General features: G+C 74.0%; 12 protein-coding genes. 5 read left to right on the forward strand and 7 right to left on the reverse strand.

The genetic code is table 11. The features are described from left to right. The first annotated feature begins 32 nt into the window (after window positions 1–32). The 5 genes from ABZW10_RS10565 (at window position 33) to ABZW10_RS10585 (ending at window position 4,652) form a co-directional block, all read left to right on the forward strand. Window positions 33–563 carry a R3H domain-containing nucleic acid-binding protein gene (locus tag ABZW10_RS10565; protein WP_355362504.1) on the forward strand — a complete coding sequence of 177 codons (531 nt, stop codon included), beginning with the start codon at window positions 33–35 and terminating at the stop codon, window positions 561–563. A gap of 187 nt (window positions 564–750) precedes the next feature. Further along, the gene (gene rsmG, locus ABZW10_RS10570; protein WP_355362506.1) at window positions 751–1,590 is read left to right on the forward strand and encodes a 16S rRNA (guanine(527)-N(7))-methyltransferase RsmG; all 840 of its coding nucleotides are present in this window, start codon (window positions 751–753) and stop codon (window positions 1,588–1,590) included. Window positions 1,591–1,848: 258 nt separating this feature from the next. After that, a complete protein-coding gene (locus tag ABZW10_RS10575; protein WP_355362508.1) occupies window positions 1,849–2,823 on the forward strand; it encodes a ParA family protein in 975 nt (324 codons plus the stop codon). Next, window positions 2,820–3,908, forward strand: coding sequence for a ParB/RepB/Spo0J family partition protein (locus ABZW10_RS10580; RefSeq protein WP_355362509.1), 1,089 nt, complete (start codon window positions 2,820–2,822; stop codon window positions 3,906–3,908). The genes ABZW10_RS10575 and ABZW10_RS10580 overlap by 4 nt, the downstream gene beginning before the upstream one ends. A 126-nt stretch (window positions 3,909–4,034) precedes the next feature. Continuing rightward, entirely contained in the window at window positions 4,035–4,652 is a 618-nt protein-coding gene (locus ABZW10_RS10585) for a GNAT family N-acetyltransferase (protein WP_355362511.1), read from the forward strand. 126 nt (window positions 4,653–4,778) lie between these two features. On the opposite strand, the gene trxA is transcribed toward ABZW10_RS10585, so the two are convergent. From trxA to ABZW10_RS10620, 7 genes are all read right to left on the reverse strand, one after another. Then, window positions 4,779–5,105, reverse strand: a complete 327-nt coding sequence (trxA, locus tag ABZW10_RS10590; RefSeq protein ID WP_355362513.1) for a thioredoxin — start codon at window positions 5,103–5,105, stop codon at window positions 4,779–4,781. A 135-nt stretch (window positions 5,106–5,240) separates the two neighbouring features. Then, the gene (gene trxB, locus ABZW10_RS10595) at window positions 5,241–6,206 is read right to left on the reverse strand and encodes a thioredoxin-disulfide reductase (protein ID WP_355362515.1); all 966 of its coding nucleotides are present in this window, start codon (window positions 6,204–6,206) and stop codon (window positions 5,241–5,243) included. Between the two features lie 173 nt (window positions 6,207–6,379). After that, on the reverse strand, window positions 6,380–7,303 hold the full coding sequence (locus tag ABZW10_RS10600; RefSeq protein WP_355362517.1) for a hypothetical protein: 924 nt from the start codon (window positions 7,301–7,303) through the stop codon (window positions 6,380–6,382). Further along, entirely contained in the window at window positions 7,300–8,067 is a 768-nt protein-coding gene (sigM, locus tag ABZW10_RS10605) for an RNA polymerase sigma factor SigM (protein WP_355362519.1), read from the reverse strand. Before sigM ends, ABZW10_RS10600 begins: the two co-directional genes overlap by 4 nt. 46 nt (window positions 8,068–8,113) lie before the next feature. Then, the gene (locus ABZW10_RS10610) at window positions 8,114–10,174 is read right to left on the reverse strand and encodes a serine/threonine protein kinase (protein WP_355362521.1); all 2,061 of its coding nucleotides are present in this window, start codon (window positions 10,172–10,174) and stop codon (window positions 8,114–8,116) included. 231 nt (window positions 10,175–10,405) lie between these two features. After that, window positions 10,406–12,934, reverse strand: a complete 2,529-nt coding sequence (murJ, locus tag ABZW10_RS10615) for a murein biosynthesis integral membrane protein MurJ (protein WP_355362523.1) — start codon at window positions 12,932–12,934, stop codon at window positions 10,406–10,408. Between the two features lie 57 nt (window positions 12,935–12,991). After that, window positions 12,992–15,514 carry a DUF6049 family protein gene (locus tag ABZW10_RS10620; RefSeq protein WP_355362525.1) on the reverse strand — a complete coding sequence of 841 codons (2,523 nt, stop codon included), beginning with the start codon at window positions 15,512–15,514 and terminating at the stop codon, window positions 12,992–12,994. Window positions 15,515–15,878: the final 364 nt, after the last annotated feature.

Raw genomic sequence — 15,878 nt, forward strand, 5'->3', positions numbered from 1 at the left:
CCACCCGGGCCCATCTCCGAAGGAGTCCATCAGTGACGGAAGGCATCACCTCCGCCGTCGAGGCCGAGGCCGCCGCCAGCGCCGACGAGAGCCTCATCACCCGCCTGGAGCAGGAGGGCGACATCGCGGCGGACTACCTGGAGGGTCTGCTCGACATCGCCGATCTCGACGGTGACATCGACATGGACGTCGAGGGCGACCGCGCCCTGGTCTCCATCGTCAGCGACGGCAACGACCAGTCCCTGCAGCGGCTGGTCGGCCAGGACGGCGAGGTGCTGGAGGCGCTGCAGGAGCTGACCCGGTTGGCCGTCCACCGGGAGACCGGCGAGCGCAGCCGCCTCATGCTGGACATCGCCGGCTTCCGGGCCCGCAAGCGCTCGGAGCTGGCGACCCTCGGGTCGCAGACGGCCGACCAGGTGAAGAGCTCGGGGGAGCAGGTCAAGCTGCGTCCGATGACCCCGTTCGAGCGCAAGGTCGTCCACGACGCGGTGGCCGCGGCCGGTCTGCGCAGCGAGTCGGAGGGCGAGGAGCCCCAGCGGTGCGTGGTCGTGCTGCCGGCCTGACGGCAGGGTGACCGTCGGCGGCTTCGGCGGCCGGCATGCGACACGAGGACCCGACCCCGTCCGCCACGCGCGGGCGGGGTCGTCGTCCCTTCGCGTCGTCCCCTCGCGGGCCGTGGCCCGGCGAGAGATGTTTCACGTGAAACGGTGCAGGAGCGGGTCGGTGGATCCGGGGAGCGGAGAGTGCGAGATGGATACGGAGAGCGCGCCTGCCGGCGGGCCGGGGACGGGCGACGGCGGTCCGGGTGCCGAGGGCGCGGCCGTCGGCGGGCGTCCGGCGGTCGAGCCGCCGCCCGCGCCGCCGGCCGTCGCACGGGAGGTCTTCGGCGAGCGGTACGACGCCGCGGTCCGTTACACCGAGCTGCTGGCCACCGCGGGGGTGACCCGGGGGCTGATCGGGCCGCGCGAGGTGCCCCGGCTCTGGGACCGCCATGTGCTGAACTGCGCCGTCCTCGCCGAGCTGCTGCCGGCCGGAACCACGCTCTGCGACGTCGGCTCCGGCGCCGGTCTGCCCGGCATCCCGGTGGCGCTGGCGCGGCCGGACGTCTCGGTGACCCTGCTGGAGCCGCTGCTGCGGCGCACCACCTTCCTGGAGGAGGTGGTCCGCGAGCTGGGGCTGGAGAACGTCACCGTGCTGCGCGGCCGGGCCGAGGAGATGGTCGGCAAGCTGGCGGTGGACGTGGTGACCGCGCGCGCGGTGGCGCCGATGGAGCGGCTGGCCGGCTGGGGGCTTCCGCTGCTGCGGCCGTACGGCCAGATGCTGGCGCTCAAGGGCGACAGCGCCGAGCAGGAGCTGGCCGACTCCCGGGCCGGCCTGGCGAAGCTCGGTGCGGTCGAGTGGGCGGTGATCGCGGTCGGCGAGGGCACCCTGGAGACCTCGACCCGGGTGGTCCAGGTCAAGGTGGGGGAGAGCCCGGGCGGCGTGAAGGCGGCGACCCGCCGGGCCAAGGCGGCGGCCAGGGCCGGCCGCTCCGGCAGCCCGGTGCGCGGCGCGGACCGCGGCCGGATGCCCCGGCGGCGCGGCCGCTGAGCCGGACGTGAGGCCTGACACGGGCGGGGAGGTCCTCCGACCTCCCCGCCCGTGGCGTTCCCGGGGATCGACGGCATCCGGGTGACGGGCGGGCGGACGGCAGGACGACATCGGACCACCGGAGTGTCGCATCGTCAGAATTCCGACATTGCGGGCATGGTGTTTCACGTGAAACGTCGCTCTCTCCTCTCGGGAATCCTCGCGCGCAGCCGGGCGGCGACTGTTGCCGCTCCGGTTTCACGTGAAACACTGAGCCCCATGCAGGACTCGGAGACCATCGACCAGATCGATGACACGCCCATCGCGCGTGCTGCCCAGGCTGCGGTCCGCGCCATCGGCCGAGCGGGTGAGGGACTGCCCCGCCCCGCGGCCACCCGGGTGATGGTGGTGGCCAACCAGAAGGGCGGGGTGGGCAAGACCACCACCACCGTCAACCTCGCCGCCTCGCTGGCCATGCACGGCCTGCGCGTCCTGGTGATCGACCTCGACCCGCAGGGCAACGCCTCGACCGCGCTCGGCATCGACCACCACGCCGAGGTGCCCTCGATCTACGACGTCCTGGTGGAGGGCAAGCCGCTGGCCGACGTGGTGCAGCCGGTGGTCGAGGTCGAGGGACTGTTCTGCGTCCCCGCCACCATCGACCTGGCCGGCGCCGAGATCGAGCTGGTGTCGCTGGTCGCCCGGGAGAGCCGGCTGCAGCGCGCCATCGCCGCCTACGAGCAGCCGCTGGACTACATCCTGATCGACTGTCCGCCCTCGCTGGGCCTGTTGACGGTCAACGCCCTGGTCGCCGGCCAGGAGGTGCTGATCCCGATCCAGTGCGAGTACTACGCGCTGGAGGGTCTCGGCCAGCTGCTGCGCAACGTGGAGCTGGTCCGGGCACACCTCAACCAGGCGCTGCACGTCTCCACCATCCTGCTCACCATGTACGACGCCAGGACCAGGCTGGCCGCCCAGGTGGCGGAGGAGGTCCGGACGCACTTCCAGCAGGAGGTCCTGCACACCGCGATCCCGCGCTCGGTCCGCATCTCGGAGGCGCCCAGCTACGGTCAGACGGTGCTCACCTACGACCCGGGCTCCACCGGCGCGCTCTCCTACCTGGAGGCCGCCCGGGAGCTGGCGCTGCGGGCGGTGTCCGCAGGGGCCGGCGGCTCGTTGGTGGGGCAGCAGCGGGACGGTTCGGGGCAGGGTGCCCCGGGGGCACAGCACGGTACGACGGAGGGCAATCGGTGAGTGGTGGTCGCAGGGGTCTGGGACGAGGGCTGGGGGCGCTGATCGGCCCCGCCGCCCCGGCGGGCGGTGGAGCCGGGACCGGCACCGCGGCGCAGCCGGCGGCGGCCCCGGCGGCCTCGCCCGGGGCGGTCTCGCCGGCCGCGGTGCCGGTGCTGCCGTCCGGCCGGGGAACGCTGGCGGCCAAGGCGGCCGCGGAGAGCCTGCGGGAGCAGGCCGCCGGGGCGGAACCGGCGGCGCCGGCCGGCGCCTACTTCGCCGAGCTGCCGCTGGACGCGATCACCCCGAACCCGCGCCAGCCGCGCGAGGTGTTCGACGAGGACAAGCTGAGCGAGCTGGTCACCTCGATCAAGGAGGTGGGTCTGCTCCAGCCGGTGGTGGTGCGCCAGGTGGCGCCCGGGCGCTTCGAGCTCATCATGGGCGAGCGGCGCTGGCGGGCCTCCCGGGAGGCCGGGCTGGAGCTGATCCCGGCGATCGTCCGGGCCACTGAGGACGACAAGCTGCTGCTGGACGCCCTGCTGGAGAACCTGCACCGGGCCGAGCTGAACGCGCTGGAGGAGGCGGCCGCCTACGATCAGCTGCTGCGGGACTTCTCCTGCACCCATGAGGAGCTGGCCGACCGGATCGGCCGCTCGCGTTCGCACGTGTCCAACACCCTGCGGATGCTGAAGCTCTCGCCGAAGGTGCAGCGCCGGCTGGTCGCCGGGACGATCACGGCCGGGCACGCCCGGGCGATCGTCGGGCTCGCGGTCCCCGAGCAGCAGGAGGAACTCGCCACCCGGGTGATCGCGGAGGGGCTCACCGTCCGGATGACCGAGGAACTGGTCCTGCTGATGAAGAGTGAGGAGCCGACGCCCAGGCGCTCGGCCGCACCCAAGGCGGGCAGGATCCTCTCGCCGGCCTTCAACGACCTGGCGAGCCGGCTCTCCGACCGCTTCGACACCCGGGTGAAGGTCGAGGTCTCGCAGCGGGGCGGCAAGCTCGGCAAGGGCAAGGTCGTCCTGGAGTTCGGCTCGGTGGAGGACCTCAACCGGATCCTGGACAGCATGGCGCCCGGCGACGACGGGCTGCGGTTGTCGCAGGGCTGAGCCGGGTCGGCATCGCGGTGGCGATGATGGGTGCATGTTCCGCGTGAGCGCTGTTTCACGTGGAACATGCACCCATCGCCGTTCGGGGGAATGCTCGACTGTGGAGTGGACGAGGAGGTGCGGGGCATGGGACGCCGGATCGTTCCGCTGACGCTGGACAACCTCGCGGATCTGCCGTCGACCTGCCGCTCCTGTGTGTTCTGGGAGCTGGACCCGGTCAGTGGCCGGGCGGCGGTCGAGTCCGGCAAGCCCGAGCTGGAGAAGGAGGGGTGGATCTCCGCCGTCCTGCTGGAGTGGGGCTCCTGTGGCCGGGTGGTCTACGTGGACGACCAGCCGGCCGGCTTCGTGCTCTACGCCCCGCCGGCGTACGTGCCGCGGGCGCAGTCCTTCCCGACCAGCCCGGTCTCCTCGGACGCCGTTCAGCTGATGGTCAGCCGGGTGCTGCCGGGCTTCCAGCGGCAGGGGATCGGGCGGGTGCTGGTGCAGACGGTGGCCAAGGACCTGCTGGGCCGGGGGTTCCGGGCGATCGAGGCCTTCGGCGCGGTGGGGAGGCAGCCGGTCAGCTGTGTGCTGCCGGCCGAGCACCTGCTGGCGGTGGGTTTCAAGACGGTCCGCCCGCACCACCGCTACCCACGGCTTCGGCTGGAGGCGCGGACCACGCTCTCCTGGCGGGGGGACGTCGAGGGGGCGCTGGAGCGGCTGCTGGGCGGCGGGCGGAAGGAACCGGCGCTGCGGCCGTTCTGAGCACCGTTCTCCGGGCGAGGGCCGGCAAACGGACGAGGGCCGGCAAACGGACGAGGGCCGGCAAACGGACGAGGGCGGGACTCCCGGTGGGGAGTCCCGCCCTCGCGGCGTCCTGGGGGAGCGGCCTCAGATCAGGCCGTCCAGCTCGCGCAGCAGCGCGGCCTTCGGACGGGCACCGGTGATCTGCTTCACCGGCTCGCCGTTCTTGAAGAGGATCAGGGTCGGGATGGAGATGACGTTGTACGCCGCGGCGGTCTGCTGGTTGGCGTCGACGTCCAGCTTGGCGATCGTCAGCTTGTCCTGCTCGTCGGCCGCGATCTCCTCCAGGACCGGGGCCACCTGGCGGCACGGGCCGCACCATTCGGCCCAGAAGTCGACGAGGACGGGCTTGTCGCTCTTGAGGACGTCGGCATCGAACGTCGCGTCGGTCACGGTGGTGGTGGCGCCGGCCACGGTCACTCCTAAGGGTCAAACGGGAGGGGGGCTCTGCCAGGTCTACAACACCGCGCGGGGCGGTTCTGTTTCGGCCCGGCGGGGTGGGCGTGTTTCACGTGGAACACACCCACCCGGACGGTGGGGTCGGTGGGGTCAGACCGCGACGGTGGCGGCCTGGGCCTCCAGGTCGGCCAGCGAGGCCAGGTAGCGCTCGGCGTCCAGGGCGGCGGAGCAGCCGGTGCCGGAGGCGGTGATGGCCTGGCGGTAGGTGTGGTCGACGACGTCGCCGGCGGCGAAGACACCCGGGATGTTGGTACGGGTGGAGGGGGACTCGACCTTGAGGTAGCCCTCGGCGTCGAGGTCCAGCTGGCCCTTGAAGAGCTCGGTGCGCGGGTCGTGGCCGATGGCGATGAACAGGCCGGTGACCGGGAGCTCGCGGGTCTCGCCGGTGGTGGTGTCGCGCAGGGTGACACCGGACAGCTTGGGGTCGCCGTGGATGGCCTCGACCGCGCTGTCCCACTCGAAGCTGATCTTCTCGTCGGCGAAGGCGCGCTCCTGCATCGCCTTGGAGGCGCGCAGGGTGTCCCGGCGGTGGATGACCTTGACGCTGCGGGCGAAGCGGGAGAGGAAGGTCGCCTCCTCCAGGGCGGTGTCGCCGCCGCCGACCACCGCGATGTCCTGGTCGCGGAAGAAGAAGCCGTCGCAGGTGGCGCACCAGGAGACGCCGCGGCCGGAGAGCGTGTCCTCGTTGGGCAGGCCCAGCTTGCGGTGCTGGGAGCCGGTGGTGACGATCACGGCGCGGGCCTTGTGGACGTTGCCCTCGGAGTCGGTGACGGTCTTGACGTCACCGGTGAGGTCCACGGCGACGATGTCGTCGGGGATCAGCTCGGCACCGAAGCGCTCGGCCTGCGCCCGCATGTTGTCCATCAGCTCCGGGCCCATGATGCCGTCCCGGAAGCCCGGGAAGTTCTCGACCTCGGTGGTGTTCATCAGCGCACCACCGGCGGTGACGGCGCCCTCGAAGACCAGCGGATTGAGGGAGGCACGGGCCGTGTAGAGCGCAGCCGTGTAGCCGGCCGGGCCGGAACCGATGATGATCACGTTACGGACGTCGCTCACTGCATCTCCTGGTTCGCATCGCCACCCGCGTTTGCTGCGGGGAGGGCGGTCCTGCTCCGCCGCCCGGGACAACGACTGACCAGTGTCTCGCATTCCCAGGAGGATCAGTACCAGGTGCCCGCACTCTGGGAGTGTCGTGCGGCCGACGGCATGGATCGCACGGGAACCATCGGTCAGCCGGCCGGGACGGTGCGGTGCAGCAGGAGCCCGCAGTCGGCGGAGCGGAGGTAGACGTCGAGCTGGTCGGAGCGGCCGGGCAGGGCGTAGACGAGGAGCTCGGCGGGGGTGCCGGCGTAGCTGCCGCGGCCGGTGGCCAGCAGGGCGGCGGTGCTGGGCGGTGGGCAGGCCGGGGCGGAGCGACCGCCGCCGGACAGGCCCTGGCCGCCCTCGGCGGGCGGTGCGGCGCTCACGTCGGAGCCGTCCGCGGGGGCGGAACCGGTATCGGCGCCGGCGCCGCCGGAGGGCTTGGTGGGCAGGACGGGCCGGCCGGCGGTCTCGGCGAGCAGCTCCCGGACCTGTGCGGTGAGCTGCTCCTCCCGGTAGACGGTGCCGTCGGGGGCCGGGTCGGCCTTGGCGGCGGCCGAGCCGCTCGGGGCGGCGGCGTTGGCGGCGACGGTGGAGTCCTGCTTCGGGGAGGGGGTGGAGAGCGACAGGAAGGCGCCGCCGAGGCCGAGGACGAGCAGTGCGGCGGCCGAGCCGAGCAGCAGGGTCCGGCGGCGCCGGGGGCGGGCGGTCCGGCCCGGTCCGGTGGCGGCGGCGGGCCGCGCCGGCGGGGCGGTCGGCGGGGCCGGCGGCGCGGGCGGCACGGAGGAGGACGGGGAGGGCACAGCGGCGTCCTGGGCCGCCGCGGCCACGAGGGCGGCGTCGATCCGGGAGACGACGTCGGCCGGCATGGCCGGGGGTTCGTCCTCGGCGAGCAGCAGCCGCACCTCGGCGAGCGCGTCGACGGTCTCCCGGCAGTCGGCGCAGCCGGTCAGGTGCCCGCGCAGCGCGTCGGTGTCGGCGGGCGGGAGCAGGTCCTCGGCGAGGTCGGCCAGCTCGTCGACGGAGGGGTGCGCGTCCGCGGCGGGGTCGGGGGAGGAGGGTGGCGCCGTCATCGCGTGCTCGCGTCTCCTTCCAGAATCGGCCGGGCTGGATCCGGGATTTTCCCTGTGACGGTACGGGGCCCGGGTGGGTTCCCGGGTGGGCGGCCGGCGCCGGGGGCGGACGTCGTTTCACGTGAAACACCGGCGGCTCGGGCCGCGGCGCCCGACTCGGCGCGGTCCTCGAAGCGCTCCTCGGGGTGCTCCTCGCGCAGGTGCCGGACGAGTGGCAGCAGCCGGGCGCGGCCCCGGGCGCAGCGGCTCTTCACCGTGCCGACCGGTACTCCCAGCAGTGCGGCGGCCTCGGCGACGGGGTAGCCCTGCATGTCGACCAGGACGAGCGCGGCCCGCTGCTCGGCGGGCAGCTCGGCGAGCGCGGCGGACACCTCGCGGTGCACCTCGGCGCGGACCACCGGGGAGTCGGCCGGCTCGGCGGAGCCGATCAGGGCGTCCAGCCGCCGCGGGTCGTCGTCGAGCGGCTTGGTCCGGCGGGTGGCGGTGCGCCGGGCGCGGTCGAGGCAGGCGTTGACCACGATCCGGTGCAGCCAGGTGGTGACGGCCGAGCGGCCCTGGAAGGTGTGGGCGGAGCGGAAGGCCGAGACCAGGGCGTCCTGCAGGGCGTCGGCGGCCTCCTCGCGGTCGCCGAGGGTGCGCAGCGCGATGGCCCAGAGCCGGTCGCGGTGGCGGTTCACCAGGAGGCCGAAGGCCTCCTGGTCGCCCGCGACGTGCCGGGAGAGGAGCGTCGTGTCGTCGTCGCGATCCGGTCCGTCCTCCGCCACGTCCACCCCTCGCCGTTCGTGCCGCGCCGCCGTTCCGGTCCGCGGGTCAGCCGAAGACCTTCGCGTCCAGGACGTGGGCCTGGTACTTGCCCGCGTCCTTGGTGCCGGACGGGTTCTGGGACAGGCTGGTCAGCCAGATCAGGACGTAGCGGGTGGTGACCGGCTCGTCCAGCTCGTACTCGACGGTGGTGCCGGCCTGCTTGCCGAGGACCGTGAAGTCGCCCGGCCGGGCCGTCGGCGGGTTGGCGACGCCCTTGCCCGGGATCCGGAGCTCGGCCGTGGTGGGGGTGCCGAACTTGAGGGCCACCTTGGAGACCGGCTGCGCCGAGCCGAGGTCGAGCAGCAGCCCGGTGCCTTCCTTCGTCCTCGGGAAGGGGTCGTTGTACCAGTTGGTGATCCACTCGGTGCTGGGGTCCCCGTCGATCGCCTTGGGCAGGCTGGAGGAGCCTTCCGGGCCGTCGCCCAGCGGGTTGAAGGAGATCGCCTCCTTGACCGCGATCGGCACCGGGTCGTGGGTCGCCGCGTGGGCGCTGGGGGTGGTCGTGGTGCTGCTGGGCTGGGGGACCGCGGCGGCGGTGCTCCCCGGGCGCAGGCTGTCCACCAGCTGCCAGGAGGCCACGCCGATGGCACCGAGGGCGACCGTCCAGGCGGTCACCTTGACCACCCGGCGCAGCCGCCGTCCGGCGCGCCGCACCGGGGCCGCCACCGGGGCGGGCGCGGTGCCGGGGGCGGCGACCACCCGGGTCGGGTTGGGCGCGGTCGGCAGGGCGTGGGTGTTGTGCCGCGGCGGGTTGGTGAAGACCGGCAGCTCGGGCTCGGGCTGCCGGATGCGCGGCATCAGCGCGATCGCCCGGGCGAGGGCCTCGGGGGTGGTGATCGGCTCGGCGTGGTGCGGCGGGTGGTCGAACAGGGCCCGGGCGGACAGCTCGGACAGGCCCTTGTGGACCCCGGCCCGGACCTGGTCGGGCGCGACCTCGCCGATGTTCCTGGGCAGGCCCTGGAGGTCGTGGCGGTCCTCGGGGTAGGGCCAGCGGTGGGTGAGCGCGGCGAACAGCAGGGCGCCGATGGCCCGGGTGTCGGAGCGCTCGGCGTCCTCGGCGGGCAGGCCGCGCAGGGCGGCGTCCACCGCGATGCCGTTGATCCGGTACTGGCCGCTGTCGGTGCGCAGCACGCAGCGCGGGGTGAGCCGCAGGTGGGCCTGGCCGCGCCGGTGGGCGGCGGCCACCGCGTCGGTGACCTGGCGGACCATCTGGTAGGCCTCGTGCGGCTCCATCGGGCCGTCGGCGAGCAGCTTGGCGAGGTCGGAGGCGTGCGGCAGCCACTCGCGCACGACGTAGACCAGCTCGCCCTCCTGGACGGCGTCCAGGACCTGGACGAAGCGCGGGTCGCCGAGCAGGGCGGCGGACTTGGCGGCGGCCAGCACCTTGCGGGCGCGCTGGTGGCCGGCGGCCATCAGGTGGACGCCGACGGCGCGGCGCAGCTTCTCGTCGACCGCGCGCCAGCTGCTGAAGGTCTCGGTGGAGGAGATGCACTCCTCCAGCCGGTAGCGGTGGCCGATGAGGTCGCCGCTGTGCCGCAGCGGGGCGGGCAGGGTCTGCGGGAGGGTGGCGGTGTCCCGGGGGTCGTGGGTGGGCTGCGGGTCCCGGGGCGGGCGCTTGGCGGCGGGGCGGTCGGCGGACGCGGCGGCGGCCCGGCGGGCGGCGTCGCCGGCGGCCAGTTCGGCGGCGATCTCGGTGGCCGAGAGCGGGGCGGTGATCTCCGAGGTCTCCTCGGCGACGGCCGGGGCGTCGGAGGACGGTCCGCCGTCCTCGTCGGGCTCCTCGTCGGTGGCGGTACCGGTGTCGGCGCCCGTGTCGTCCTCGCCGGTGGGTTCGTCCTCGGACACGCCCTTCCCGGAGGCCGGTGCCTTCCCGGTGGACGCTGCCTTCCCGGCGCCCGTGGAGGCCTTCCCGGCGCCCTTGGCGGAGCGCTCGTCGGTCGAGGAGCCGGCCGCGGTGGCCCGGGCCGTGCCGTCGGCGAGTTCGTCGATCGCCGCGGCCAGCGCGGCCTCGTCCGCCGCGCCGTCAGCTGCTGACGTGTCGACGACCGCCTTGGTGCCATCAGCCACCGTGGTCCAGCCTCCCCTTGTGTCGCCCCGGGCCTGAGAGAGAGTCGTGCGGAGCGCTTCGGCCGGTGGCCCCGGTGCTCCAGGACAATTGTGCCCACTGTTCTCCACCGGGTACGACCGCCGAAAGGTCTGCGCGGTTGCCTGTTGGTGGAGAGATGTGATGCAGATCGGCATCGGGCCGCCGGCCCCGGCCCGGGAACGGTCCGGGGAGCGCGGCGGCCCGATGCCGGGTCAGCGGCCCAGTCGGCCGCGCACCATACCCAGCATGGCGTTCAGCTCCTCGATCCGCAGCCGCTTGGCGATGAGTACGAAGACGGCGAGCTGGAGGCCGCCGGCCAGCACGACGGTCAGCACGGCCCCGGCCCAGCCACCGACCACCCGGGTGATCGCGAGGCCGGCGCCCAGGCCCACCAGGGCCGCCGGGACGGAGGCCGTGGCGAGCCGGGAGTAGGTCTTGCCGATCCGCTTGGTGTCCAGGCCGCCGATCTTCTTCTTCAGCTTGGGCACCGCGACCGTCACCCCGACGGCGTAGGCGAGGCCGTAGCCGAGCGCCATTCCGGTGACCGTCCACTCGGCGGGCAGCAGCACCCAGCAGAGCAGCGAGAAGCCGGCCTGGCAGGCCGCCACCCAGACGGTGTTGGAGAACGGCGTGCGGGTGTCCTCGTAGGCGTAGAAGCCGCGGAGCATCACGTACTGCGCCGAGTAGGGGATCAGGCCCAGGGCGAAGGCGGAGAGCATCAGGCCCACGTTGCGGGCGTTGTCCAGGGCGGTGTCGCCGCCGCCCACCGCGTAGATGGCCTGGCCGATGGCCGGGCCGAGCGAGAGGAAGAGGAACGCCGCCGGGACGACCGCGACGGCCGTGGTGCGCAGCCCGTAGGAGAGGTCGTCGCGCACGGCGCCGGCGTCCTCGTCGGCGGCCGCGCGGGACAGCCGGGGCAGCACCGCGCTCATGATCGAGACGGTGATGACGGCCTGCGGGAGCTGCCAGATCAGCAGGGCGTTGGAGAAGGCCGCGAGGCCGACGCCGCCGTGGCCGCCCGCCTCGGCGTCACTGCCGGCGGCGGTGGCCAGCTGGGTGATGACCAGGAAGCCGGCCTGGTTGGCGAGCACGAAGAAGAACGTCCACTTGGCCAGCCGGGCCGCCTTGCCCAGGCCGTGGCCGCGCCAGTCGAAGCGCGGCCGGAAGGAGAAGCCGGCCGCCCGCAGGTAGGGGATCATCGCCAGCGACTGCACCGCGAGGCCCACCAGGGTGCCGATGCCGAGCAGCCGGACCCCCTCGGGGGTGATGGTCTCCGGGGTGACGTGGGTGCCGTCGAAGCCGCCGTAGACCCAGATGTAGGCACTGAAGGTGAAGATCACCACGATGTTGTTGAGGACCGGCGTCCACATCATCGCGCCGAACCGGCCGCGGGCGTTGAGGATCTGGCCCATCACCACATGGATGCCCATGAAGAAGATGGTCGGCAGGCAGTACCGGGCCAGGGCCACGGTGGTGTCCGCGCGGGCCGGGTCCTCCATCATCGAGTGGGCGATCAGCTGGACGAGCACCGGTGCCCCGAGCACGGCCAGGAAGACCACGCCGGCCAGGCCGACCATCACCAGGGTGAGCAGCCGGTTGGCGTAGGCGGTGCCGCCGTCCGCGTCGTTCTTCATGCTGCGGACCAGCTGCGGCACGAAGACGGCGTTCAGCGCGCCGCCGCCGATCAGGATGTAGAGCAGGGTCGGCAGGGTGTTGGCCGCGTTGTAGGAGTCACCCATCACGGCGATGCCGATCGCGCCGGCGATCACCATGGTGCGCAGGAAGCCGGTGCCCCGGGAGACCAGGGTGCCGGCCGCCATGATCGCACTGGAGTTCAGCAGCGAGGCGACCTTGCCGCCGCCGGAGGTCTGCCCGGCGTCGTCCAGGGGGGCTGCGGGGGCGGACTGCTGCTCGGCCGCGAGGTCGGCGAGCGGCTCCACCGCGGGCGGCAGCTGCACCGCGGCCACCTGCATGGTGGCCTCGTCCTCGGCGAGCGGCGGGTCGAACTCGATCGGCGGGACGAAGGGGCGGTGCCCGTCCGGACCGTGGCCGCCGGGGTGGCCGCCGGGGCCGGGCCCGTACGGGGCCTGCGGTCCGTGCTGCCCCGGGTACGCGCCGGTCGGGGGGAACGGCGCGGGCGGGGCGGGCGGGACCGGCGCGGCGGGCGGCCGGGGGGCCGCCGGCTGCTGGGCGGGGGACTGCTGGGCCGGCGGGCGGGGCACCTCGGCGGTCACCTGGTTCCCGCCGAACAGCGCGTCCACGCCGACGTACTCGGTCGACTCGGAGTCCCAGGCGGAGTGCGCCGGTCCGGGCTGCCACTGCGGCTGACCGCCCCAGCCGGCGGCCGGAGCACCCGGATCCGGGGGAGCGGCCGGAGCCGCCGGGGCGGCGTCCTGCGGACGCCCGTCGTGCCGGCCGACCGGCGCCGGGGTGTCCCAGCCGGGCTGCACCGGCGGCACCGGCGGGGAGAACGGCGTTGGCGGCACCGGCGCCGGGTAGTCACCGCCGTGCGGCGGCAGCTGCGGCGGCACGTCGTACGCCGCCGCCGGCTGCTGCGGCGCCGCGGGCCGGGCGGCCCGCAGGCCGTACGGGTCCTGCTCGCCAGGACCGCCCTGGTACGCGTCGGCCGCGTACGGGTCCTGGGCGTAGGTGTCGGCCACGTACCAGTCGCCGGACGGCGACTCGGCGCCCGGACGGACCTCTCCGCGGCCCGGAGGCCGCTCCTCGCTGCGCCCGGTCATGTCACCTCTTCGCTGTCGTGGGGGAGGCCGCCCCGGGGTCGGGCGGTATCGGCGGTGTCAAGGACCAACCTTCTCATCACTGGTGGCCCGATCCCGGCCATCCGCGCTGCCGTGGTGCGGTGTCCGGGCGGCCGGGCCGGCCCGGCCCGTGGCGGCGCCGGTGCCGTCGTCGCGCTCCGGTCCGCCCTCCGGCCCGTCCGCCGGGTCCTCGTCCGGTCCGTTCCCGGGGCCGTCGCCCGGTGCTTCGGCCGGTCCTTCGCCCGATCCGCCGTCCGGTCCGTCCGCCGGGGCGAGCGGCGCGTCGCCCTCGTCGTCGTGCGCCACCCGGCGCTTGCGCTGGCGCAGGAACCGCACGGCCGCGAGCAGGAGCAGCACCGCGCCGCCGCCGAAGACGTACAGCACGCCGTTGGTGACCGAGGTGACGTCGACCCGGAAGACCACCGGCTCGCCGTACGGCTTCGGGTCGGGCCCGGTGGTGTACAGCTGGGCGGTCATGCTCACCGGCCCGTTGTTCTTCGCCTCGGCCGGGAACCGCAGGGTGACGCTCTGCGAGGCGGGCAGCACCAGTTCCTCCGCCGGCATCTCGACCCGGAGCCGGTTGGGCTGGCCCGGGGTCAGCACCAGCTTGAGGTTGGTGACCGTCTGGGTGAGGTCGTTGCGGACGCTGACCTGGAGCACACCGGTGTCCCCGGCGAAGGTGATGACCCGCTTCGGCGGCACCTTCACCGCTTCGGTGAGTTCCTTGAGGTAGTGCTTCACGCCGGCGCGGTAGACGGTGCCGGCCGGGGCGTCGGCGCGCCACTCGGTCGACAGCGAGCGGACCATGGCCGCGCTGAACGGCCCGCGCACCCGCTGCGGCAGGGTCAGCACCCGCATCAGCGTGTCCAGGTCCGACTGGATCCCGGTGGTGGTGGTCAGGTCGGCGGCGGACAGCTCGGAGTCGCGGACCCGGGCCGGGTAGTCGGCGGGCGTCGGGACGTTGGTGTTGGCCTTGGAGTCGGGCGTCGCCTGGGCGAGCGCGTCCAGCTTCGTCGGCTCCAGCCACTTGCCGTCCTGGGCCGCCTGGAGGGCGTTGGCCAGCACCTTGGCGGTGCCGGCGGTGAGCTCGCGCGGCGGCATGACGAGCAGGCCGCGCGGGTTCTGCGGCTCCTGCCGGGAGATCACGAAGGTCTCGGCGAGGAACCGCTGCGTCGCCAGGGTCTGGTTCTGCGGGGTCGCCAGGTCCTCCTCGAACAGCGAGGAGACCAGCTGGTCGGCGACCACCGCGGTCTGCCCGTTGCCGATCGGCCGGGTGGCCGAGGGGGTGTACTTCAGCGCGTCCGACTCGGGCATGCTCGCACCGTTCACCAGCACCAGGCCGGCGCCGGCGCGCTGGGCGACCGAGGCGATCCGCTGGTCCAGGTAGCCCCGGTAGGGCCAGGCGACGTCGGCCCGGGTGTCCACCGAGAGCCGGCCCTCGACGGTCAGCCGACCGGCGGTGGCGGCCTTGCCGAGCGCGGCGTCGATGCCCTCCAGCTCGGCGGCGTTGTGCGCGATCGAGGCGAGGTCCGGATCGGCGTAGGGCAGCGCCACCACCTGGCTGCCGGGCTTGGCGACGGCGGCCCGCAGCTTCTCCAGCCAGGCCGTGGCGGCGGCGGTGCCGGTGCCGCGGACGGTGTTGTCGTCCTTGGCCGCGTTGCCCTCGGTACCGGGCTTCTGCACCCGGTAGTCCCTGGTCATCGCGAACGCGGTGTCCAGCAGGTCCGGGTCGACCACCCAGGTCAGCCCGGTCATCGTGGAGCCCGTCTCGACCAGCGCGTTCAGCCGGCCGCCGGGCGCGAACTCGGCGGCCAGGCTGTCGTCCCGCAGGACCGGGACGGTCTGGTCGTTGTCGGAGAGGGTCTGCGCGGCCAGCACGGGGGCGTGCACCAGCGGCCAGATGGTGGTGACCTTGGACGGCTGCGCCTCGCCCGGGGTCGGGTTGTAGGGCAGGAAGGTGCGGCTGATGCCCAGCGGGCGGTCGCGCGGGTTGTCGGTGGTCGAGCCCCAGACGTCCACCGCCAGCTCGTACACGCCCTCGGTGGTGAGCTGCAGGTCGGCGACGGCCACGCTCAGCGTGTACGGCTGGCTTTGGCCGGGGCCGAGCTCGTTCAGCGCGTACTGCGGGCTGTCCAGTGAGATGCCGTCCGATCCCTGCGGGGTGGTCCGGCTCACCACCCCGGCGAGCTCGCTGCGGGTGGTGAGCGGCTTGCCCGCCCAGGGCTTGCGGACCGTCGCGTGCGCGGACTTGAGGACGGACTTCCCGCCGTTGGTGACGTGCCCGGAGATGGTCACGATGCCGTTCGGGACGGCCACCGGCTTGTTCACCGACTCGATGGTCATCGTCACCGGGTACTCGGCGCTGACCGTCGACTCGGACACCTGGGCCGATCCGCCGGCCGCGGCGACCGGGGCCGCCGTGGCGGCCGGGAGGCCGGGCAGCGCCGTGCCGAGCACCAGCGCGGCGCCGAACGCACCGGCCAGCCGCCGGGCGGCCCGTCGCAGGATCCGCCGGGGGCGGTCGTCCACCCGCTGTCCCGGGTGCCGTGCCGGCTCACTCACGCGGTCCGCCCTCGCTCACGGGTTCGCCCTCGCCGTTCTCGATCGCTGCTGCTGGTGCCGTGCTGCTGCGGATGTTCCGCCGGCGGTGGTGGATGCCGTGAGGATCAGCCGTGAAGAACATGTGGTCGCCCGTCGCCCGGGCGGCCATGACGGCGCACGGCACCGCGGCCCGCCGTCGGTGCCCCGGACTCGTTCCACCGGCATGGTAACGATGTGGTGAGGGGGGCGGTGTTGCGGGCCGGGGAGTGAGCGGGTGGAAACGCGCGGGCGGCCGGGCCGCCGGGCCACGTACCCTTGTGAGCCGTGTCCACTGCCAATGAGCCCACCGCCCACCCGACCGACGCCCATCATTCCAGTTCCGCCG

Source organism: Kitasatospora sp. NPDC004723, assembly GCF_040609255.1.
In the GTDB taxonomy this organism is placed as follows: Bacteria; Actinomycetota; Actinomycetes; order Streptomycetales; family Streptomycetaceae; genus Kitasatospora.

Excerpts from the sequence above, each read along its gene's own strand:
- ABZW10_RS10585 (WP_355362511.1), top strand. The coding sequence starts at position 4,035 with ATGGGACGCCGGATCGTTCCGCTGACGCTGGACAACCTCGCGGATCTG.
- murJ (WP_355362523.1), bottom strand. The coding sequence starts at position 12,934 with ATGACCGGGCGCAGCGAGGAGCGGCCTCCGGGCCGCGGAGAGGTCCGT.
- rsmG (WP_355362506.1), top strand. The coding sequence starts at position 751 with ATGGATACGGAGAGCGCGCCTGCCGGCGGGCCGGGGACGGGCGACGGC.
- ABZW10_RS10575 (WP_355362508.1), top strand. The coding sequence starts at position 1,849 with ATGCAGGACTCGGAGACCATCGACCAGATCGATGACACGCCCATCGCG.
- ABZW10_RS10600 (WP_355362517.1), bottom strand. The coding sequence starts at position 7,303 with ATGACGGCGCCACCCTCCTCCCCCGACCCCGCCGCGGACGCGCACCCC.